17 protein-coding genes are annotated in these 21611 nt (G+C 57.4%); 6 read left to right on the top strand and 11 right to left on the bottom strand.

From position 1 onward, the window contains the following. Positions 1-3: 3 nt before the first annotated feature. From Q3981_RS05095 to Q3981_RS05085, 3 genes are read right to left on the bottom strand one after another with little or no spacing between them, the layout of a single operon-like run. On the bottom strand, positions 4-1854 hold the full coding sequence (locus Q3981_RS05095) for a DAK2 domain-containing protein (protein WP_303124364.1): 1851 nt from the start codon (positions 1852-1854) through the stop codon (positions 4-6). Further along, positions 1839-2513: a uracil-DNA glycosylase gene (locus tag Q3981_RS05090; RefSeq protein ID WP_221926779.1), complete on the bottom strand. Its 675-nt coding sequence runs from the start codon at positions 2511-2513 to the stop codon at positions 1839-1841. Before Q3981_RS05090 ends, Q3981_RS05095 begins: the two co-directional genes overlap by 16 nt. A gap of 49 nt (positions 2514-2562) precedes the next feature. Further along, a complete protein-coding gene (locus tag Q3981_RS05085) occupies positions 2563-3561 on the bottom strand; it encodes a thiamine-phosphate kinase (protein ID WP_303124363.1) in 999 nt (332 codons plus the stop codon). Between the two features lie 156 nt (positions 3562-3717). Between Q3981_RS05085 and Q3981_RS05080 the strand changes: the two genes are divergently transcribed. Continuing rightward, positions 3718-4806: a DUF3515 domain-containing protein gene (locus tag Q3981_RS05080; protein ID WP_303124362.1), complete on the top strand. Its 1089-nt coding sequence runs from the start codon at positions 3718-3720 to the stop codon at positions 4804-4806. Between the two features lie 36 nt (positions 4807-4842). On the opposite strand, the gene Q3981_RS05075 is transcribed toward Q3981_RS05080, so the two are convergent. Both Q3981_RS05075 and Q3981_RS05070 read right to left on the bottom strand, forming a co-directional pair. Next, positions 4843-5919, bottom strand: coding sequence for a D-alanine--D-alanine ligase family protein (locus tag Q3981_RS05075; protein ID WP_303124374.1), 1077 nt, complete (start codon positions 5917-5919; stop codon positions 4843-4845). A 179-nt stretch (positions 5920-6098) separates the two neighbouring features. After that, positions 6099-7097, bottom strand: coding sequence for an NAD(P)H-dependent glycerol-3-phosphate dehydrogenase (locus tag Q3981_RS05070; protein WP_303124361.1), 999 nt, complete (start codon positions 7095-7097; stop codon positions 6099-6101). Positions 7098-7317: 220 nt separating this feature from the next. Between Q3981_RS05070 and Q3981_RS05065 the strand changes: the two genes are divergently transcribed. Continuing rightward, a complete protein-coding gene (locus tag Q3981_RS05065) occupies positions 7318-8427 on the top strand; it encodes an NUDIX hydrolase (RefSeq protein WP_303124360.1) in 1110 nt (369 codons plus the stop codon). Between the two features lie 39 nt (positions 8428-8466). Here Q3981_RS05065 and leuD read toward each other — a convergent pair whose 3' ends face one another. Continuing rightward, entirely contained in the window at positions 8467-9054 is a 588-nt protein-coding gene (gene leuD / locus Q3981_RS05060) for a 3-isopropylmalate dehydratase small subunit (RefSeq protein WP_046202478.1), read from the bottom strand. A 99-nt stretch (positions 9055-9153) separates the two neighbouring features. Next, the gene (leuC, locus tag Q3981_RS05055) at positions 9154-10608 is read right to left on the bottom strand and encodes a 3-isopropylmalate dehydratase large subunit (protein WP_303124373.1); all 1455 of its coding nucleotides are present in this window, start codon (positions 10606-10608) and stop codon (positions 9154-9156) included. A gap of 193 nt (positions 10609-10801) precedes the next feature. On the opposite strand from leuC, the gene Q3981_RS05050 reads away from it, so the two are divergent. Then, positions 10802-11554 carry an IclR family transcriptional regulator gene (locus Q3981_RS05050; protein ID WP_303124359.1) on the top strand — a complete coding sequence of 251 codons (753 nt, stop codon included), beginning with the start codon at positions 10802-10804 and terminating at the stop codon, positions 11552-11554. Between the two features lie 24 nt (positions 11555-11578). On the opposite strand, the gene Q3981_RS05045 is transcribed toward Q3981_RS05050, so the two are convergent. Both Q3981_RS05045 and Q3981_RS05040 read right to left on the bottom strand, forming a co-directional pair. After that, positions 11579-12808: an Nramp family divalent metal transporter gene (locus Q3981_RS05045; RefSeq protein WP_303124358.1), complete on the bottom strand. Its 1230-nt coding sequence runs from the start codon at positions 12806-12808 to the stop codon at positions 11579-11581. Positions 12809-12996: 188 nt separating this feature from the next. Then, positions 12997-13863, bottom strand: coding sequence for a diacylglycerol kinase family protein (locus Q3981_RS05040; RefSeq protein ID WP_303124357.1), 867 nt, complete (start codon positions 13861-13863; stop codon positions 12997-12999). Between the two features lie 156 nt (positions 13864-14019). Between Q3981_RS05040 and Q3981_RS05035 the strand changes: the two genes are divergently transcribed. Beyond that, complete coding sequence (locus tag Q3981_RS05035) at positions 14020-15276, top strand: hypothetical protein (protein WP_303124356.1); 1257 nt, start codon at positions 14020-14022, stop codon at positions 15274-15276. On the opposite strand, the gene Q3981_RS05030 is transcribed toward Q3981_RS05035, so the two are convergent. Both Q3981_RS05030 and Q3981_RS05025 read right to left on the bottom strand, forming a co-directional pair. After that, the gene (locus tag Q3981_RS05030) at positions 15273-17213 is read right to left on the bottom strand and encodes a sigma factor-like helix-turn-helix DNA-binding protein (protein ID WP_303124355.1); all 1941 of its coding nucleotides are present in this window, start codon (positions 17211-17213) and stop codon (positions 15273-15275) included. The genes Q3981_RS05035 and Q3981_RS05030 overlap by 4 nt on opposite strands. Positions 17214-17455: 242 nt before the next feature. Next, entirely contained in the window at positions 17456-18733 is a 1278-nt protein-coding gene (locus Q3981_RS05025) for an FAD-dependent oxidoreductase (RefSeq protein WP_303124354.1), read from the bottom strand. A gap of 197 nt (positions 18734-18930) precedes the next feature. Between Q3981_RS05025 and Q3981_RS05020 the strand changes: the two genes are divergently transcribed. Continuing rightward, entirely contained in the window at positions 18931-20361 is a 1431-nt protein-coding gene (locus Q3981_RS05020) for an MFS transporter (protein WP_303124353.1), read from the top strand. Positions 20362-20367: 6 nt separating this feature from the next. After that, the coding region (locus tag Q3981_RS05015; RefSeq protein WP_303124352.1) for an aminopeptidase P family protein at positions 20368-21611 on the top strand (1244 nt) is incomplete at its 3' end.

The following is a 21611-nucleotide window of genomic DNA, read 5'->3' as shown; positions in this document are numbered from 1 at the left end:
CCATTACTCCACACCGATCATGACAGCTGCACCGCACTTCGGGATCGTGAAGAACGAATACTCCGCGGTGTCCGACTGTGGAAGGGCCTGCATCACGTGCGACCAATGATCGTCGCCAGAAATGACGGTGACGAGTTCGCCGCCTTTCTCAAGTAATGCGGAGACCGTTTCCCAAGCGCGGACGATCTCGGGCGGAGGTGGGAGTTCGGCGCTGGCGGACTCTCCGTCACTACGGTGGCCCATGTCGTTGAGGTCGTCCAAGTCGTCGTAGCTCAGCGTCATCGTTGTTGTCCCCCGTGCCGCGTCAACCATGGCCGCCGCATCCGCGTCGAGAGATTGTGACGGATCATGAACTGCCATGGCAGCCAAACCCGCGCACAATGATGATGCCGGGACAACGACAACATTCGCGAGGCGCCCATCCACTTCGTTGGGGTCAACGATGCCGTTCGTGACGAGCACTACTTCATCAACATCTTCTTTCTCGATGGCCTCGCGCACGACCTCGTATTGATGCTGGTCAGTGTCGTTTTCATCGGCTTTTATGATGACGGTATCCGCCCCGGCTCGACCAAAGAAAGCGGCAGCATCCTCACTCGGCACCACGGCTAAGACGGACCGTAACCGCGGCCGAGCAGTCTGCAAAGTGGACGGGCGATCCGCAGAAACCTGGTGCAGAGTCTCAACCGTGAGTTCAGACACGTCGCCGCGCTCATACGCCCCCGAGATAACGTCGCCGGCCCGATTGGTGTGAATGTGAATGCGCGCGGAATGGTCCGTCAGCGCGCCAACAATCAGGCTATCGCCCAGGGGAACTAAGAACGTCCGCAGATCCTCGAGGTCCGCGTTCTCGATAAAAAACATGACTTCGAGCTGTGAAGCCGACGCATTCGGTGCTGAATTTTCGCTACCGGAACTTCCACCGTTGGTTTCATCATTCCCCGTGCCCGGCGCGGGAGTTCGCGAGGCGTTCACACGGTCACTGGCCGACGAATCCGGTTGCGATTGCCGACTCCCCGTCGTCAATTCATCATCGCTGGCCCACGCTGTTTTTCCACCAACGTGCGCCGGCTTGAAAGCGTTAATGTCAACGTCGTTAATGCCAACGTCGCTAAAGCCTCCATCCCAACGATCACCATCCTGCGTCGTAAGAACGCGCTCCAGCTCTTCTAGCAAAACGACGAGACCTCGCCCGCCGGCATCAACAACGCCGGCACGTCGTAAAACGGGAAGCTGCGACGGGGTGCGTTCAAGTGCTCGGCTGGCGGCGAGCCTGGCGGCATGTGCCACCGCACGCGCGCTGTCGGTCGAGTGAGCAGCCGACGTCGCCGCAGCAGCCGCGGACCGCAACACGGTGATAACTGTTCCCTCCACGGGGTTCACGATGGCAGCCTGCACGAAACGCAAACTATTCGATAACGCGTCACACACCGAAGCGCCGTTCAAAGGCCCGGCTTGCGCAGACTCGGCGAGCCCTCGAAGCAGTTGAGAGAGAACGACACCTGAATTTCCGCGCGACCCCTTCGTCGCTCCAATAGCTAGGGCTATGGCTGCTTCGGAGGTCGTTAAGCTCGCATCGGTAGCTGAGCCCGTACCGCTCTGAGCACCGTTTCCTGCACGCGACCTGCTCTTTTTCATCTCCCGCTCGCGAAGAGCATGATCCAAGGCAGACACGGCCGACGCCATCGTAAAAGCCATATTCGACCCAGTATCGGAATCCGGCACCGGGAATACATTCAGGCGATTAATCTCTTCTTTCTGCCTGGCCAGGGTGTGGGCGCAGGCACGAGCCCACCGCTGGAGGGTGGTGGAGTCAATGGCGTCAGGCAGCGAGTTCGTCATGGAAGTGCCCATTCGACGGGTTCCGCGCCTTGGCTGACCAACAGTTCATTGGCCCGGCTAAACGGGCGTGAGCCGAAGAATCCCCGGCTCGCCGATAGGGGCGATGGATGCGGGGAGCAGACGGTCGGGGTGTTCCCCAACCACTTCGCGGTACTTTGCGCGTCTCGTCCCCACAATATGGCGACCAGTGGGAGATCCCTCTCAGCCAGCGCTTTAATGGCGCACTCTGTTACTTCTTCCCACCCCTTGCCACGGTGCGATCCCGAGTGGCCGGGCCGCACAGTGAGAACCCGGTTAAATAACGCCACACCATGTTCCGACCACGACGTTAGATCCCCAGTGGAGGGGGCCGGGCATCCGATATCTTCCTGCAGTTCTCGGAAAATGTTCGCCAAACTGCGGGGAATCGGTGTGACATCCGGGTGAACCGAAAAGCTCAACCCCATCGGATGGCCAGGTGTCGGATATGGATCTTGCCCCACAATCAAGACCTTGACCTGGTCAAATGGGTAGGTGAATGCCCGCAACACGTCGGTCCCTGCTGGTAAGTATCCACGGCCGGCTGCGTTTTCCTCTCGCAAAAAATCGCCGAGCTCGTGGATCCGGTCGGTGACGGGATCCAGCGGCTCTTTCCAGCTGTCGTGGATCGGTAACGGTGTTTGCAGGGTCATGGTTCACACTTTAGCGACGCCGGCCCGGCGGGCTCCACACTCTTCGGCATTACTCTCCATCGGACGACTCCCCGGCAAACGACTCTCCCCCGAAAGGATCCCACCCCAATGTGAACGTCGGCGGTTGCCCGTCGATAGTTAACGGCTCGGCACCCTGTTTATGGACGCGGCCGAGGAAACGGAAGCCCGAGGGAATGTCCGCCCCGGTGGTGGCGAGAAGAGCGTGGTCCTCACCGCCCTGGCATATCCATTCCATGGGGTCGCGACCCAGCAAGCGAGCCGCTTCACGCACAGCCGGATCCGGCGCGATCGCGTCCTTATCGAGGTCAATCGTGACGTGACTGGCCCGAGCCATCGTCGAGAGGTCAACAACGAGCCCATCCGAGTTATCCGTCATCGCTGTGGCCCCCGTTGATCGCGCCACCGTGCCCCGCGCTCGAGCCAAAGAGGGGACGCGAAAAGCGTCCACCAGCGTCTGAAGGTGCTCTGAATCTGGAATGGCGTCGGGCGAACCGAAATGCTCAAGCAACGCCCAACCCGCTGCCGAGTACCCCAACCGTCCACTGGCTATCAGCGTTTGCCCCGGATGAGCACCTGATAGCGACAAAGCCGGGGCTGGTCCTGCCAGCTCGCCGATCGCGGTGATGCTGAGCGTCAACCGCTCGCTGGTCACCACGTCTCCCCCAACCAGTTCCGCGGGCCACCGGCCGGCTTCGTCGGCAATGCCCCTCGCAATCCCGGTGAGAACGTCACTATCCAGCTCTGGCGGCGCAGCAACTCCTAACAGCAGAGCGACCGGGCGCGCACCCATCGCTTCTATATCCGCGAAATTTTGCACCACGGCACGGCGGCCCACGTCATAGGGGGTCGACCAGTCACTCCGAAAATGCTGGCCCTCCACCAAAAGATCCGTGCTACACACCGTTTTCGACGCAAACGACGACGGAGAGAGAACGGCAGCGTCATCACCGTTCATGTCGGAAGGAGCGGCTGAGCGGATGGCGTCGATCACGCCCCGCTCACCCAGGCTATGTATAGGTTGTCCCATTACTCTCTCATCTCGGCGCGACTAACGACATGATGATAATTGATTCCGTAACAATCGGCCGTTGACGCACCGAGACACACCGAGCGCGCTCCGGGGCAGCTACAGAACCGCCACTGGAAACCGAGCAGCAAGCGACCACCAGTACACTGAGAAATTATGTCTGATGACCAGCCGACTACAGACGAAATCCAACGACTCACCGGCCCGGGGACGATCATTTCCCTCGTCTTGGCCGTCGGGTTAGTCGTCGGTGTCATCATTGCTGCGCGAATTGCGTACGACCACGCTGAGCACCAGCCTGTCACTCTCAACACCATCGACGCGCCGGGTGCGTCGTCGGAGGAATGCAGCAGTCTTATCGATAACCTCCCCGATCACGTCGGTTCTTATGATCGGGTATCGCTGGCAGAGCCGGCCCCTGATGGTGCTGCTGTCTGGATCGATGGCGACAATCGCATCACGCTGCGCTGTGGGGTTCAGCCTCCCGATTCCTACACAGCATTATCGACGACGGAGGAACACGGCAAGGACGAATCCGGCGGCAAGTCGGAGGGTATCCGCTGGTTAGGCATTGCCGACGCCCGCGGTGGCGATAAACCCGTCACGGATTCCGTGACCTGGTACACGCTCGGGCGCGCGCAGGAGGTTGCCGTCACTGGGCCCGAGGATGTGGCAGATGATTTAAGCGATCTTTCTGGGGCGCTCCACCACAATCCAGTGTCGGACGCGTCGGCGACGGCGCATCCAGCTCAGACACCGTTATCTACGCTCCCCGTCACGGATGAGGCGGCTCGTGGCAAGCAATGTCGTAGCGTTCTTGATGCGCTCCCCGATCACTTCGGCGCGTTACAACGTACGACAAAGGACGCGCTGGGTAACGATCTTCCCGACGGAATGGCAGCGTGGACGGCACCCCGGCGCGACCCCGTCGTCGTGAGGTGCGGAGTGCAGCAGCCCGAGAGTTACCACCCTGGGGCTCAGCTCCAACAGATTAATGATGTTCCGTGGTTTAACGATGGAACGCCCGGTAACCAGCCCGAGGCGGAGGATTCCTCGGGGGATTCGTCGGAGAGCTCAGCGCAGAACGCGCCCGATAACGCTTCCGCGTCGGCGACGGATAACACCTGGTACGCCCTGGGATACAGCGATATCGTTGCTCTTTCGATGCCGGCGTCGTCGGGAAATAGCGTCATTACAACGCTGTCCAACGCAATCAGCAAGAATATGGAAAAGTCCGGGGACTAAACGAGGGACTAAACCAGGAGGCTAAGCCAAAAATCGTTAGGCCCCGGGGTGGGCCACCATCGCGCGCTGGATCAGGAGATCCAAGAGGTCGGGATAGTCAATCCCCATCGCACCGAACATTTGGGGATACATCGAGATTGGTGTGAACCCAGGCATGGTGTTGATCTCGTTCAGCACCGGGCCACGGTCCGTCACGAAGAAATCAACACGTGCCAGGCCTTCACAGTCCAAGGCGTGGAAGGTCTCCACAGCGAGTTCGCGGATGTGGCGGATGGTGTCGTCGTCAAAGTGCGGTGGAATCTGGGCTGTAATGACGTTATCCAGGTACTTTGTGTCGAAACCGTAGAACCCTTCGTCACCCGACTCGGTGTCCTCGAGCTGCGCGGGAAGGGAGGCCTCGACGGTGCCATCTGGCCGCTGAAGAACGCCGCACTCCACTTCCGTGCCCACAATCATGGACTCCACAATGACCTTGGAATCATGCTGACGCGCCAGAGCGAGAGCGTCGTCAAGTTCATCCCACTGGTCAACCTTGGAAATGCCGATGGAGGATCCACCTCGAGCAGGCTTCACGAACACCGGCAGACCCAGAAGATTCTTCTCTTCCTCAGTCAGGGATCGCGTCTCACGGAGGACGACGTCACGGCCAATGGGGAGCCCTTCCGCCGCGGCCAGTTTCTTCGTGAATTCTTTGTCCATCGACGCCGCCGACGCCAATACACCTGCACCGACGTACGGGACGGATGCCATGTCGAAGAGCCCTTGGACGGTACCGTCTTCACCGAAACGCCCATGAAGGACAGGGAAAATGACGTCGACGTCCGCAAAGACCTGGCCAACGTCGGGCCCGTCCGCATAGACAAAACGTCCAGCGTGCTGCGGATCGAGTGACAGCGACAAGCTGGTGCCGGTCTTCACTTCCGGCAGCTGTCGCTCACGAATGGATAGCTCTTTCGGATCCGATGACCCCACTACCCAGCGCCCATCTCTCGTGATACCGATCGGAACCACCTGGTAACGGTCGGGGTCCAGGTGAGAAATCACGGCGCCCGCAGACACACACGAAATGGAATGCTCAGAACTACGCCCACCATAAACGACGGCGACGCGGATGCGACTGTGCTCGTTATGGCCGCTGTTCTCGTCGCGCTCCCCGCCAGCACCCGGACCTGATTGAGTAGAAGCAACCAGGGGCGATGCCGACTGCGATGTGATGTCCGCCGACGAGTCAGATGAAGGTTCAGATGTAGTCACGGGGACTAAGTGTAGCGGCACTACGTGATGTCGCGGTACTACTCCGCTTTGGTATCGCGCTCCATCAGGTTCATGATGCTCTCTTTCACGGTGGCGCCGTCGAAGCACACCGAGACCACAGCATCCGCGATGGGAACGTCGACGCTATGGGCCCGGGCCAGCGACTGAATTGCCCGGCACGCGTTGACACCCTCCGCGACTTGACCATGACACGCTTCTTGAGCTTCCTCGAGGCTCATTCCCTGACTGAGGTGCTCCCCGAATGTCCTGTTACGAGACAACGGCGAATTACAGGTTGCTACTAAATCGCCGAGCCCGGCCAACCCGGAAAAGGTTGCAGGATTAGCGCCGAGAGCCGTCCCGAGACGCACTGTTTCAGCAAGTCCGCGCGTGATGATCGTCGCTGCGGTGTTGAAACCCAGGTTCTGGCCCGCCGCCATCCCCGCAGCTAGAGCAATCACATTTTTTGCGACTCCCCCGATCTCACAGCCAATGACATCCGTGTTGGTGTACGGCCGGAAATAGCCCGTCGTACACGCTTCCTGAACCCGTTTGGCGCTGTCATGATCGGTGCAGGCCACCACCGTCGCCGCCGGCTGCTCGTCCGCTACTTCCTTCGCCAGATTAGGGCCGGACAGCACTGCGATCTTCTCGGACGGCCGCCCGGATGCCTCCGCAATGACCTCACTCATCCTGCGCGCCGTGTCGCGTTCAAGCCCCTTCGGCAGCGACACAATCAGTGCATCATCAGGAAGGAAATCCTTCCAGCGGGTCAGGCTGTCCTGAACCGCATGGGACGGAACACCCAGCACAACAATGTCCGCATCCGCCAAGGCCACGCGGGGGTCACTCGTCGCAGTCACAGCATCCGGGATAACGACACCCGGGAGGTAGCGCTGGTTGCGCCGCGTCGATTGAATCTCATCGGCCACCTCGTCGCGCCGGGCCCACAGTCTGACCGTGTTTCCAGCGTCGGCAAAGACTTTCGCCATCGTGGTTCCCCACGATCCTGCCCCCATCACCGCTACTGCAACCATTGCGGACCATCCTTCCCTTCGTCATGCGCACCCTATGTCATGCGCACTATCGTGTGGGTGCCGTGCCCTTCCCCACCGTATGCGTCGGCTCGTCTTTTGGATCCAGCCTAACCGCCCCTATTCGGGCTCGCGCGGATTAACCTCTCACCATTGTTTGAGTTCCTCGCTTATCGTTGACATAGATTCACTCCACAGAATCCCCGGGAGGATACACATCACTATGTCGAAGAAACGTTCATCCCAGTCACACGACGCCACTCTTGCCGACGCTCCTCTGCCCGGATCACAGGGAAGTGGCACAAACACGAAGCACCGGTCCGACGCGGAGGGCAGCGTGCAAGGTATCGCCCGTCACCCCGCCCGGGAACTGGGCAAAATCACGCTGGCCGCCGGTGCCGTCGTGTGGCGACGTCGGCAGGGAGCGGATTCTTCTACACCGGCTGTTGATGAATCGTCGCGTGATTCGTCGGCAAGTACTGTGACCGTGGATGACATCGAGGTCCTCCTGATTCACCGCCCACGGTACGACGATTGGTCGCTGGCGAAGGGGAAGCTGGATCCCGGTGAGACACTCCCCATGACGGCTATTCGGGAGATCAAGGAAGAGACGGGTTACGACGTCACGCTGGGGAAACTTCTGGGCCGGGTGACGTATCCGGTGAAGAGTAGGACCAAGGTGGTGTATTACTGGACGGCCGAGTGCGTTGGTGGTTCCTTTGAGGACAATGACGAGGTTGACCAGCTGGTGTGGTTGCCGTTAGAGGAAGCGAAGAAGCGCACGACCTACAAGGTGGACTCGGAGATCCTTGAGAAGGCGGCTCACGAAATTGCCCTCTCTCCCACGTCCCGGATCATTCTCATCCGCCATGCTCATGCTCATCCGCGCGAAGGGTGGGGCGGTAACGATAATCTCCGGCCCCTTGACCGGAAAGGCCGCCGTCAGGCCGACATGTTGCCCCGCGAGTTGGCGGGTTTTGGGATCACCCGGTTGTATTCGGCAGATCCGATCCGCTGTCAGACCACGGCCGAGCCACTGTCGCAGAGTTCGGGGCTGCACATTACTATCGACGAACTGTTCGGCGACAACGGCTGGGACGCGCACACGGCCGACGCGAAGCGTCGGATTTCGGACATCATTACGCATGGCGGAGTGTCCGCGATCGTCAGCCAAGGCAAAGCGATCCCGGAGATCATTGCCTGGTTGTCGTCGGAAGGGGCCGTGTCCATCGACGACGTACCGTGTAAGAAATCCAGCGCATGGGTGCTGACGTTTGTCGACGGGAAGCTATCCGGCGCGGACTATTTCGCCAGCCCGCTGCCGATTAAATAGCGACGATGGACGCTGGTTGCCGGCCCCGACGCTGGGCGCTTAAATCGTCGTCGGCATAAACGGCGACCGTGATTTTTCATATTGCGTGATGGCGTCTTCATTGCGCAGCGTCAGGGCGATGTCGTCGAGGCCCTCCATCAACCGCCACCGCGTGTGGTCATCGATATCGAACCCGAACACCGCATCGCCGACTGTGACTGTGCGTTCTTCGAGGTCGACGGTCATGGTACGACCCGGTTGTTCATCCAGAAGCTTCCAGATCAACTCGATATCTTCTTCGGTCATTTGCGCGGCGACAAGCCCGTTCTTGCCTGCGTTGCCACGGAAAATATCCGCAAACCGCGCCGATATAACAACGCGGAACCCATAATCCATCAGGGCCCAGGCGGCGTGTTCACGCGAGGATCCGGTACCGAAATCTGGCCCGGCAACAAGAATCGACCCGTTCTTGTACGTGTCCTGGTTGAGGACGAAATCGGGGTCTTCCCGCCATCGCGCGAATAATCCGTCCTCGAATCCGGTCCGCGTGACCCGTTTCAGGTACACGGCGGGAATTATCTGATCTGTATCGACGTTGGAGCGCCGGAGTGGAACTCCCACCCCAGTGTGGCTAATGAATTGCTCCATAACCGACCCTTTCTGTGTGGCGTTGTTCGTGGTGTGTGCGTTTTCCTATGCGCGGTTTTCTGAAGCGCGCGTGCGCGGCGTTCTTTCCACTACCCCGCTCTATGCACTCGTTGCAGTGCTCTGCGGTGACGCCGTCTCACTGTGTGCGCTACCTACGGGACTGAGATCTGCTGGCGACGCAAAACGACCTTGAACAGCAGTAGCTGCGGCCACATAGGGGCTCACGAGGTGCGTCCGTCCACCCCGCCCTTGGCGGCCTTCAAAGTTACGGTTCGACGTCGACGCACAACGCTGACCTGGCGAAAGCTGGTCAGGGTTCATCCCCAGGCACATCGAGCACCCGGGCAGACGCCACTCGGCACCGGCTTCGGTGAAAATGGCGTCCAGGCCTTCTTCTTCGGCTTGCTGCTTCACGCGCGCGGATCCTGGCACCACCAGCATCTGGACCCCGTCGGCAACTTTCCGCCCCTTCACGACGGACGCTGCCGCGCGCATGTCTTCAATGCGGCCGTTCGTACACGATCCAACGAAAACAACGTCGATGGGAACGTCGCGCATGGACACCCCAGGGGTGAGGTCCATGTACTTCAGGGCTTTTTCACACGCCGACGCTTCTTCTGCGTCGGTAAAGTCTTCGGGCCCCGGAACGGGTTCCCCGAGTGCAATGCCCTGGCCGGGGTTCGTTCCCCACGTAACGAACGGCGTGATGTCGCTGGCATCGAGGTTAACGACGGTGTCGAATTCCGCGTCGTCGTCGGTCCTCAACGATTTCCAATATTCGACGGCACCGTCCCAATCCTCCGGAGCGTGCGGACGGCCTTTGATGTAGTTGAACGTCGTCTCGTCGGGAGCGATCATCCCGGCCCTCGCGCCCGCTTCAATCGACATGTTGCACACCGTCATCCGGGCTTCCATCGACAGCTGGCGGATCGCTTCGCCGCGGTATTCAATGATGTGCCCTTGACCGCCGCCGGTTCCGATCTTCGCAATGACAGCCAGGATGATGTCCTTGCCCGTCGTTCCTTCAGGGAGGGTTCCGTCGACATTAACCGCCATTGTTTTGAATGGCTTGAGGGGCAGGGTCTGCGTCGCCATCACATGCTCTACTTCGGAGGTTCCGATGCCGAATGCGATCGCTCCGAAGGCTCCGTGGGTTGCGGTGTGCGAGTCCCCGCACACCACCGTCATCCCTGGCTGGGTCAACCCCAATTGTGGCCCGACGACGTGCACAATGCCTTGTTCGCGGTTCCCCATTGGGAAGAGTTTGACACCGAATTCTTCGGCGTTTTTCCGTAGCGTCGAGACCTGTGTGCGCGACGTGATGTCTTTAATCTCTGCTACGTCGCCGGTCTTGACCCCAATGGTGGGGACATTGTGATCCTCGGTGGCGATGGTGAGGTCAGGCCGGCGAACCGGGCGGCCCGCCATGCGGAGGCCGTCGAACGCCTGAGGCGAGGTCACTTCGTGAACCAAGTGCAGGTCAATGTAGATGAGGTCAGGGTCCCCATTATCCCCGCGTGAGACAATATGGTTTTCCCATACTTTCTCCGCCATCGTGCGCGGACGGTCCTTGTGGTCGTCCTCAGCAGAGTCCGAGAGCGTCGTCGATGGGGTGCGAGTGGTAGAGGCTCCGGTAGTTGCGGAGGTTTTATCTGCGGTGGAGTTCGTCATTCTCCAATCCTTCCGTCGTGTCGGCTGCCGTTCCGACGTCCGAGCGTCTCACTATGCAGAATGATAGTATCAAAATATGGGAAAATTAAGCGACTTTGACAACGAACTCGACGACAATCACGCGACCTTCAACCCCGATAGTGGGATCAAAGTTCTTGATCGATCCTTACTCATCCTGCGCACAGCGACCGCCCGCCCCATGAACCTGAGCGAAATATGCTCCGCAACCGGGCTGCCACGCGCGACGGCACACCGATTACTTACCGCCCTACACGTTCACCGGTTGCTCGAACGGGATAAAGATGGCCGCTGGAGCGCAGGCACAGGGCTCTCCGAACTATCCCCCGCCAGCTCGGATCGAATTATCCAGGCCGGAATGACGGTCATGCGCAACCTGATGGAAAAAACCAACGAATCCGTCCAGATTTACCGCCTCACCGGCAATGTCCGCACATGCATCGCGTCCATCGAACCAGCTAGCGGACTACAGAATACGGTCCCCGTCGGCGCGCGCATGTCGCTGCTTCGCGGCTCTGCTGCGCGAGTGTTAATGGCCTGGGCGCCGGAGGAAATGATTCAATCCATTATTCCCGACGCCGCCTTTACGGAGGATGATCTTGCGGAGACACGCGCGACGGGCGTCGCAGAATCAATCGGTGAACGTGACCCGAGTTTAGCCAGCGTGTCGACGCCGATCCGCGCGAATCAGGGCGTCGTTGCGGCCTTGTCCATTTCAGGTCCTGTGGAACGCTTACGACCGTCGCCACAACAACTGTATGGAAACCTTATCCGCGAGGCAGCTGAAAGGATTAACCAGTCATTGCAGTGAAATTTCTCAGGCTCGTCAGGCTTGTCAGGCTTGGCCGCGAAGAGTCATCACAATAAGGACGATATTCAGCCCGATAATGAGCGCTGAGATAACAACGCCTATCCATTTCAGCGCTTTATCCCGGTACTGACCCATAACTTTCCCGCCCGTCACCATCTGCAACGGGATGAGGGCAAACGGAATACCAAAACTCAAGACGACTTGTGAAATAACAAGTGCATACGTGGCGTCAATATTCAGCCCAATAATGAGGAGCGCCGGAATGAGCGTAATTGCGCGACGTATCCATAGCTTCACTTGGAAATGAAGCATGCCCTTCATCACTTCGGAGCCCGCATATGCACCGACCGACGTCGAGGCGAGCCCGGAAAACAGCAGCCCAATGGCAAAGATGACGCCTATTGCGGGCCCTAATGCGCTGCTCAGAGCAGCATGGGCGCCTTCGATGGTGTCGGTCCCGTGCCGGCCACTTAAGGCGGATGCAGCCAGCAAGAGGAGCCCGATATTCACAAGCCCCGCAATTCCGAGCGCAATAATAATGTCGATGCGGGTCGCTTTTAATAAACGACGAATGACGTGGGGATCTTCATGGCCCGCACCATGACGGTGAATAACTAATGACGAATGTAAGTAAATAACGTGAGGCATCACCGTCGCCCCCAACATCGAGGCAGCGAGTATCACGCTATTGCTTCCTTCAAAGCGGGGAACTAATCCACCCGCGATTCCTCGAAGATTGGGTGGCGCAAGAAATAAACCCGCAAGGAAACCAAAGGTGATAATGACTAGCATCACTATGATGACCCGCTCGAATACCTTTTGAGCGGTCCCCTGCGTTAACAGCAGAGCCATCGACACGGCCCCCACAATGATCCCACCCGTCAGCGGGGATACCCCGAACAATAAATGCAGGGCGACGGCACCACCGATGATCTCTGCGAGGTCAGTAGCTGCGGCCACAATTTCCGCTTGCAGCCAGTAGGCAATTCTCCACGGTCGGGAAAGCCGCTGACCTAGCAGTTGGGGAAGGCTCTTCCCCGTGACGATTCCGAGCTTGGCCGCCTGATACTGGATGATCATGGCCATCAGGTTCGCAGCCGCGAGCACCCACACCAGTAGATACCCGTAGGTTGCCCCAGAGGAGATGTTCGCCGCAACGTTTCCGGGGTCCACGTAGGCAATAGCTGCAATGAAGGCCGGGCCCAGCAGACCGATAAGCCGCTTCGATGACGGAGATGCCGATGGCTGTGACACGGGGTCGGACGAACCTGAGGCTGGTGTGCCAGATGGTCGACGTCCGCTGTGAGAATCGAGTGAATTCGTCGGCACAGCCTGCTCTGAATCTGACGTAACCTACTCCTTCCGTGAGAGTTTCAGCTTATCGGTTCAGCATTGCGCCGTCGTAATGTCACACTCTCTCGCGTGGCTTCACGTGCCTGATTTCACGCGGCACATGCCAATGTGTGGGGAACAACAGAGATAGTGATCTCGTCGTACTTAGATAAGTGCATGACCTCCCCATCCAGTTGGACCTGAGAGTCTTTTTCCAGGATAAAATGCCACCGTTCCTCACGGTCGGTGTTGTGAAGACCCAATGTGCTTGCACGGAACAGGTAGCCGACAAGCATGGCCAGTGTCAGGCTTTTGTGCTTAACGACGTCGAATTTCCCGTTTGTTAGCGAAGTGTGGTCACTAATTTTGATAACTTTGCTCATCCGGGGAACATTGGCGAACACCAAGTTATCGAATTTTTCCTGGTGGCCTTCGTGAATAATTTTCACGGGCTTCACCGAGAAGAGGTTCCTCATGACAATCCAGCCCTGATTCCACTTGGTCAGATGTGCCGCAGTGAGTTTTTCTCCGATATGAGGGGTTAGCCCGAACCCGATATACGAGTGCGCGTAACGCTCAAGATTATCTTTTCCAGTACTTACTAATTTAAGGACATCGATGTCTGTGTAATCACTGGTAATAATGCGATGCGCCAAGGTTTTTCCGTTACTCAATGCGTGATAATGATCATTTGCATTACCGCTCGGCAAGATAGCAGTGCGAATGTGATCATGCGGATGACGCATAACGCCATTGACGACTTCGTTATATGTCCCGTCCCCGCTTGAACAGACAATGACGTGAATGTTCTCAGATTCTTTGGTGATCTGGGCGGCTATTTTCTCGGCGTGACCCTGATATTGCGTAGGGACGACAGTGACCTCAAAAAGTCCCTCCAGCTGATCAGCCAAGCGTCGTGCGCGTGTTTCGCTGTCACCTGTCGAGTGGGGATTAAAGAGGATTGTTACTGGTGTCATATCTTTTCTGTCGTCGTCGTTTGGAGATTATTTCGGTCATTCATCCTGCCGGCGTGAGGCTTCACCAATAGTAGATCCTCCCAAAGAGTGGGCGAGAACAACAACCCATAGGTAGGCTTAACAGAACTGTTGCCCCATGATCGAATAGGACTTTTCATGAGACAGAGTATGGCTGTCGCCATGGCATTTGTTGGCCTCCTGGTTGGCGCCGGGTTCGCCACTGGTAAAGAAATGCTCCAGTACTTCATCGCCTTCGGGTCAATTGGCCTGGTAGGAGTGGTGATCACTGGAACACTCATGGCTATTTTCGGGTGGGTTGTTCTGCAGGTCGGAAGTTATTTCCTTGCCGACGAACACGGGCATGTTTTTAAAAACATCGCCCACCCACGAGTATCACGAATTTTGGACCTCTGTGTCTCCGCAACCATGGTGACCATGGGCATGATGATGCTGGCCGGAGCAGGCTCCAGCGTGAAGCAAACCTTCGGTTTACCCGCATGGCTGGGTTCTGCTGGGTTAGCGATCATCGTGTATTTCGTCTGTTTCCTTGATGCCGAAAAGGTATCCAACATCATCGGTATTGTGACCCCGCTGATGATCGTTGCCGTCATCATTCTTTTCATATGGTCACTCGTTCACGTTCCTGACGACTTTTCCTTTAGCGCAGCGAGCGAACTCGGTAAAAAAGAAGCCGCACCTGTATCACCGTGGTGGTGGTCAGCTATCAACTGTGCCGGCATGACCTTGATGTGCGCGATCGGAATGTCACTGGTCATCGGCGGTACTCACACTAAGCTTCGCGACGTTGGTATCGGCGGTCTGATCGGCGGCTCGATTATCGGAATCATGATGCTGATGGAGACCGTCACGCTCTTCATCAACGTTAAAGATGCCGGCGGAAAAGATATTCCGATGGCGTCGGTTACCCACGCTATTAACCCTGCCGCCGGTATTATTCTTCAGATCATTATTCTGATCATGATTTTTAATACCGCGCTAGGCGATTTTTACGCCTTCTCACGGCGTATCGACGTTGCCCTTCCCACCCATCCGAAGATTAACCTCGCCGTTATTCTGACTGTGTGCTGGGCAATTAGTTTGTTCGGTTTCGGCCCGTTGATTCAGGTTGTTTTCCCCATTCTGGGATACTTGGGAACGTTCGTCGGAATCGTGTTTATTGCATGGCGTATTCGCTGGAGCCGATTGATCCGCGGCGAAAAGGAACGTCGTAACCGAATTCGACAGCTCACCCACCTGTACATCCATCCCAATATCGCTGTGGATAGCACGATGGAACTGAATCACGAGCTCGAGGGTTCCGACGCTAATAGTGAGAAGCTCTTCGCGACGGTTGCCCAAGAGGAGCGTCGGAAATTAGATCCCGATGCAACACTGCACAAAGAGGATCGCTAAAGCCACAGCTCTTCGACCATCGCGATGGCATCTTTGTCATGGCGGTGGCGTAGCCGAGCAACGATCCTGCGGCGGGGTGCATCGGGTGCTAGCCCGAGGTATTCCGCAACCAAACTTTCACACGCTTGATCAATCGTGTTTCCGGTCTCACCGCCGAGGTCGTCGATCCGCTGAGCGATCTCATCATGGGAAATTCCCATGTAATTGGCCAGATTGACCATGGTGATAGACCGGCTCTCTGGGCCCAGCCCTACCCCACCAGCATGAAGTGGATTGGGCGTATCTCCTGGTTCTTCGCGTTCGGCAGAGACTTCATCCTCAAGGAGGAACGGAGCGCGCGGTGCCGCCGGTTCAATGCGGAAATACGTGCCGTTCCCGAAGTCCATCCAAATGCGTTCGCCCTCTGTGATTCCTTGCGCGAGAAGAAGCCGTCGGATCGATCCCGTTGTGGTGCCCGTTGCGTTCCAGGTGACGGATTGATCGCCGTCGTCGCTGGGGATGTGCCGAGGTTGCCCCAGGCGCAATTTGAGTAACAGAGCGATACCGGCGGGGACTCCGGTTCCACTGCCCCGCATGTGGTCATGGTTCACCGTGACGAGGTATTGCCACCGGCCATTGCGCCAATAAAGTCCCCGAGAGTCCTCGGGCTGCCGGTGGGGTTCTATATCGTCGTTCCGTCGGCTAACAATTCCATCATCCAGACGGAATTCACCAGAACTGGCATACGAACGAATCGACGACGCTGATACCCCAAACTTTGTCGTTCCTTCAGAGATGAGATCATCAAGATCAGCCGACTCATCGCCAACACGGGAACCAATAAAGTCACGGATGGAAATGAACTCTTCCAGCCCCCACTCCCGTAAAGCGATCTTGGTTTTACTAATCCGGATAATTGAGTCTTCAGAATAAGCAGCATTTGCCAAACTACGGGCCTGGCCGATGCCCCACATATGCGCGATCTCATCAAGAGAGAGAGGATGGCCGGCAATATCGAGGGCCGCTTGAATTCGGTTTACGGCGGTTGTCGGATTCCCCACCACGTGGTCGCCAATAATGGCGGCACCACACCCGTCGAGCCATGTGATCAGGTCGTCCTCCGGAACATGGCTGATGCGCTGAATTTCTTTAAAAGAGACGACACCGTATTTGTCGGTCATATCATCGAGTAACTCTGTCGTCTTCTTTTGACATTCACCGAAGCTAGGAAAACATACCCACCCTTGTTCGACAGAAAAACGATCGTCCAAAACATCGAGTATTTTCCACAAGGGCGCTTCCCACCCGTGCAAAGTTCGTTCGAGTTCTGGGTATTTCTGGGAAAGCGCCTTCACTGTGCCGACGGGATACGCGTGATACCGCATTGCGGCAAGGAGGTTGGCGACGGGACCTCGCGATATGGATTCACTGATCGTCGAATCCAGTCCCGCCAAAATTTGACGAATACGCTCCCGGGTTACGCCGACCGCGTGGCCAATGTTCTCTAGTGTTTCTTCGTGGCCGTCCCCGTAGCGTCGATACAGTATTTCCTGCTCTCGGTCAGAAAACTGCACGAATATGGTTTCCAGCAGGCGGGCAGCGCGTTCCGCAGGTGGGATGCCGATGGCCCACGAATCAGAAGCCGTAACGGACGAGGCCAGAGCGTTGTCAACCGCTTCGTTGATGTACGTCGGCGCATCACCGTAGCGGTCAACTACGCCGCGAAGGGACCCTTCCATGGCAGTGAGATAAGACAAAATGTCCAGCGCAGTGCGTGATTCATCAGGCGATTTGTCATCCTGAGCTTGTCTGCCGAACGTTTCACTGTCGGGGGAAAACAGTAAAGGCGAGGCGTCACTCGAATCATCGTCGGCATAAAAAGTATCGCCCAGACGACTAGATGCATGACCGAGCTGGTCGACGTGAGTTTCGTCGGAAAGGTTATCGTTTTCGCTCATAGGGACCTTTCTCGCGCGTGGATGCATGTCAGTGCGCACTCACTACCGGTCGATGCATGCCCACTACCTGCCAATACCATCAGAAACACCGGTTTCCTTACAGCCTAATCGTCCGACGTCGCTCGGGCAGGATACGAGCCGGCGTAATTAAGGGAAAACGCGCTAAACAAACGTCGGCAAGAAATAGATCAGCAAGGAATATGAGAAAGCACTGAGGCGAAGGGAAGTATCGGACGCCCTACTCACACGTCCTGTGACACCGCAGCTCGAACTTCGGTGAAGCGCAACGGGTCGAAAAGGTCAATGGGATGATCCGTACGACCGTCGGCAGCAAGATCCGCGAGGACCTCGCCGATGGCGGGAACAAATTTAAAACCGTGCCCCGAAAACCCGCACGCAATAATGATGTTCGGATCATTCCACTGGGGGTGCCGGCCAATCACAAAATGTTCGTCAGGCGTAGTGGTGTACATGCAGGCCCGACTATTCCGATGCTCCCCGCGGCCCAGAGCTGGCACAAAAGTCAGCAGGCGCTCCCGCATCTCATTGATCTCGGAATCAGTGACCTCCCGATCCAACTGATCCGGGTCAACCGTCCGACCATTACGGAAAAACGCCACCTTAGCTCCTGCTTCTTCCCCATCCGCGGCCGGGAAACCGTAGATCTGAAGCTCGTCGGCACGCTCGTGGATATACACCGGGCCCGATTCATAGTCTGGGAACTCCTCCCCTGGGCTAAACCAGTGCATGACCTGGCGCTCCGCGCGCTGCGGGATGCCGGTTTCTTCAAACAGTCCAGGGGCCCAGGCACCTGGGCAGATCACCGCCGTTCGGGCAGTAAAGACTTCCGGATCTCCGTACGTTTGTGCGCCCGGCTCCTCTTCCTTGCCGACGGCTCCAGTACCGACGGCTCCAGCGACCGTCACAGCAACCCCACCGTCCCTTGGCTCAATGTTCAACACCTTGTGGCGATGACGTAGCAACGCGCCACGTTCTTCCGCTCGGGCCAGCTGCAAAGCGACTGTTAACTCCGGGCGGACAAAACCAGCACGCTTTTCAAACACCGCCACCTCATCGTCCTGCACCGAAAAGTGGGGAAAGCGAGCGCGAATGTCGTCGGCAGAAAGTAATTCGTGGTCAAGCCCATGCTCCACCGCAGAGATTCGTGATCCCTCCACCGTGGTGCAACCGGGCGGTCCCGCGTACAGGCCTCCCGTGTAATGGACAAGCTGCTCCCACCCACGCTGCTGGCTATCTTCTTCCAGCTCGTCCCACAGCTCGAAAGCCCGCCTCAAAAGTGGCACATAATCCGGATGCTCAAAATAACTCATCCGAATAATCCTCGATCCACCATGGTGGGATCCATTGTCGTGGCCGCGATGAAATTGCTCGAAGCCTAAGACCTTCTGCCCTCGTTCACTCAACCGATCCGCGGCAGCAGACCCCATGGAACCCAAACCCACAACAATGACATCTGCGTCAAAATCGTCATCTGCATCAAAACCGTGATTGCTCGTCATGCTCTTTATTCTCAGACACGAGCCATTTCCAATGGAATCGAAATCTTCAATTTCGTCAATAGTTTTAACAAAAAGACAAGACAGAAACTCAAAGATCACTAACCTGAAATAAATCAGTAACTAAGGCTACTTAGATTTCAATTACCGGTTGGTTCGCTTCCGCGCCCTCCCGCGGCGCAAGAAAGGAGCGGAAACACATGAAGGCTCCACCAATAACGACGGATTCCTCAGATTCCGCCGTAACGACAACCCCGAGTCGCCATGGACTCAGCCCCGCAGGAAAAACCGCGCCAGAAGGAGAAAACACAATCGTCGACCTAGCAGGTGCGGAGGAACATTCCCGTACGAACATTCGTCGCTCTGTCACCTCTAGCTTTATCGGTAACTTCATCGAGTGGTTCGATTACGCCATGTACGGCTACCTCGCCGTCGTCATCGCCTCGGTTTTCTTCCCTGAATCGGACTCCAATGTCGGGCTAGTTCTCACTTTCGGGCTCTTCGCCATCAGCTTCCTCATCCGGCCCATCGGGGCGATTTTCTGGGGGCATATCGGTGATCGCCTGGGACGCAAAACAACTCTGTCGTGGTCCATCCTGCTGATGTCCGGCGCCACCATGTGCATCGCTTTCCTTCCCGGTTACGACCACATCGGGATCCTCGCCCCGCTCCTCCTCCTGGCGCTTCGCCTCGTCCAGGGGTTCTCCGCCGCCGGAGAATATGCCGGTGCAGGAACAATGCTTACCGAAATCGCACCATCCGGTCGTCGCGGGCTCTATGCCTCCATCGTGCCGGCGTCCACCGCGTCGGGATTGCTCCTCGGCTCCTTACTCGCCGCGCTGCTTAATGGAATTCTTTCCGACGCGAATCTCCACTCGTGGGGGTGGCGGATCCCCTTCCTCCTCGCCGCTCCCCTCGGGCTCATCGGACTGTGGATCCGTCGTCACATGGATGAGACCAATGAATTCCAGCGCGCACAGGAATCGAAGGAAGTTGCCGTCGGCACTGGTGAAACCCAGAAATCTCCCCTGGCCATGGTGTGGAAGGAACCCAAGGCTCTCGGTATCGCTCTTGCCGCGTCCTTGCTGAATGCAATCGGGTTTTATGTCATCCTGTCATATTTGCCGACGTATCTGAGCGAAGAATTGGGGCAGAATCACACGGATTCCTTCATTGCCACGTCCGTCACCCTGTTTGCCTATATCTTCAGCGTCCTCTTCACCGGCTGGCTATCCGACCGAGTAGGCCGCAAGAGGATTATGCTCACCGCGTCCATTGCCTTTGTCGTCACAATTGTTCCGGCATTCATGCTCCTTGACGGTGCGGGCTTGTTCCTCGTCATTGTGATCCAGCTGTGCATGGGAATGGCCCTCGCTCTTAACGACGGTGTTTTGCCGTCGTTCCTTTCCGAGCAATTCAGCACCAAGGTTCGGCTGAGTGGTTTTGCCCTGACCTTCAACGCCGCCAATGCGGTTTTCGGTGGAAGCGCAGCGATGGTTGCCACGCTGCTAATCGGCTGGACCGGATCAGATCTCGCCCCTGGCTTTTACCTCATGGCAGCCGCCGTCGTCACATTTTTTGCGGTCCTTGCAGCACGCGAAACTAGTAAACACGAATTAAAGAGAGGATAGGTTTCCATGCCAACTTTACCCACCGGGGTCGTCCCCACTATTGATTCCACGGATTTTCTTAATGAGCGTCTGCGCACTTTTTACAACGGTGAGAAGCAGCCGTTGACGTTCAGTGAGGAGGAAATGCAGCGTCGCCTCGATGCTTTGCGTGGCGTCATGGCCGAGCAAGATCTTGATGCCGTGGTGCTGACCTCCCAGCACAACATCAAGTACTATTCCGATTTCCTTTACACCCATTTCGGACGTTTCTATGCCGTAGTCGTGACCGCCGACGACTGCTGCACGATCAGTGCCGGTATCGATGCAGGTATGCCTTGGCGACGTTCGACGGGCGATAACCTGATTTACACCGATTGGGGCCGCAATAACTATCCCCACGCGATCAATACCGCTATTCGCGAGCGGGTAACCCCGCGGCGGGTTGGCTTGGAATTCGACGGCCTTTCCGTTCATCTTTATAGCGCCATTACGACGACCATTGGGCCTGAAGTTGAATTCGTCGACATTGCTCCGTCGACAATGAGATTGCGCATGATCAAGTCGGACGAAGAAATCGCCGTCATTACCGACGGTGCCAACGTGGCGGATATTGGTGGTTTCGCTATCCGCGAGGCTCTCGAGGCCGGCCCTAAGACGGAATACGAGCTGGCGCTCATTGGCACCGAGGCCATGGTGAAGGAGATTGCTCATCGCTATCCCGGCAGTGAGATCCGCGACACGTGGGTGTGGTTCCAATCCGGCATTAATACCGACGGCGCCCACAACTGGCCGACGACCCGCATGGTTCAGCCGGGCGACATTTTGAGTTTGAACTGCTTCCCGATGATCAGCGGGTACTACACAGCCTTGGAACGGACGATGTTTTACGGGGACATTGACGACGCTACCCGGCGCTATTGGGACGTCAACATGGAGGTGTATTACCGGGGTCTGGAGCTGATCCGACCAGGCGCGGTGTGTGGGGACATTGCTAAGGAGCTGAACCTTATTTATGCCAAGCACGGGATGCTGGGGCTGCGCACCTTCGGCTACGGGCATTCGTTCGGTGTGCTATCGCACTACTACGGGCGGGAAGCCGGGCTGGAGCTCCGCGAGGATATCGATACTGTCCTAGAGCCGAACATGGTGGTGTCCATGGAACCCATGATTACCGTTCCTGATGGTGAACCGGGTGCGGGTGGGTATCGTGAACACGACATTCTCGTGATTACCGAGGATGGTGCCCGTGATATCACTGGTTTCCCGGCCGG

Source organism: Corynebacterium sp. (assembly GCF_030530965.1).
In the GTDB taxonomy this organism is placed as follows: Bacteria; Actinomycetota; Actinomycetes; order Mycobacteriales; family Mycobacteriaceae; genus Corynebacterium.
Note: the sequence above shows the minus strand (reverse complement) of the source record. Positions and strands in the feature narration are given on the sequence as shown.

Excerpts from the sequence above, each read along its gene's own strand:
- Q3981_RS05095 (WP_303124364.1), bottom strand. The coding sequence starts at position 1,854 with ATGGGCACTTCCATGACGAACTCGCTGCCTGACGCCATTGACTCCACC.
- Q3981_RS05090 (WP_221926779.1), bottom strand. The coding sequence starts at position 2,513 with ATGACCCTGCAAACACCGTTACCGATCCACGACAGCTGGAAAGAGCCG.
- Q3981_RS05085 (WP_303124363.1), bottom strand. The coding sequence starts at position 3,561 with ATGGGACAACCTATACATAGCCTGGGTGAGCGGGGCGTGATCGACGCC.
- Q3981_RS05080 (WP_303124362.1), top strand. The coding sequence starts at position 3,718 with ATGTCTGATGACCAGCCGACTACAGACGAAATCCAACGACTCACCGGC.
- Q3981_RS05070 (WP_303124361.1), bottom strand. The coding sequence starts at position 7,097 with ATGGTTGCAGTAGCGGTGATGGGGGCAGGATCGTGGGGAACCACGATG.
- Q3981_RS05065 (WP_303124360.1), top strand. The coding sequence starts at position 7,318 with ATGTCGAAGAAACGTTCATCCCAGTCACACGACGCCACTCTTGCCGAC.
- leuD (WP_046202478.1), bottom strand. The coding sequence starts at position 9,054 with ATGGAGCAATTCATTAGCCACACTGGGGTGGGAGTTCCACTCCGGCGC.
- leuC (WP_303124373.1), bottom strand. The coding sequence starts at position 10,608 with ATGGCGGAGAAAGTATGGGAAAACCATATTGTCTCACGCGGGGATAAT.
- Q3981_RS05050 (WP_303124359.1), top strand. The coding sequence starts at position 10,802 with ATGGGAAAATTAAGCGACTTTGACAACGAACTCGACGACAATCACGCG.
- Q3981_RS05040 (WP_303124357.1), bottom strand. The coding sequence starts at position 13,863 with ATGACACCAGTAACAATCCTCTTTAATCCCCACTCGACAGGTGACAGC.
- Q3981_RS05035 (WP_303124356.1), top strand. The coding sequence starts at position 14,020 with ATGAGACAGAGTATGGCTGTCGCCATGGCATTTGTTGGCCTCCTGGTT.
- Q3981_RS05030 (WP_303124355.1), bottom strand. The coding sequence starts at position 17,213 with ATGAGCGAAAACGATAACCTTTCCGACGAAACTCACGTCGACCAGCTC.
- Q3981_RS05025 (WP_303124354.1), bottom strand. The coding sequence starts at position 18,733 with ATGACGAGCAATCACGGTTTTGATGCAGATGACGATTTTGACGCAGAT.
- Q3981_RS05020 (WP_303124353.1), top strand. The coding sequence starts at position 18,931 with ATGAAGGCTCCACCAATAACGACGGATTCCTCAGATTCCGCCGTAACG.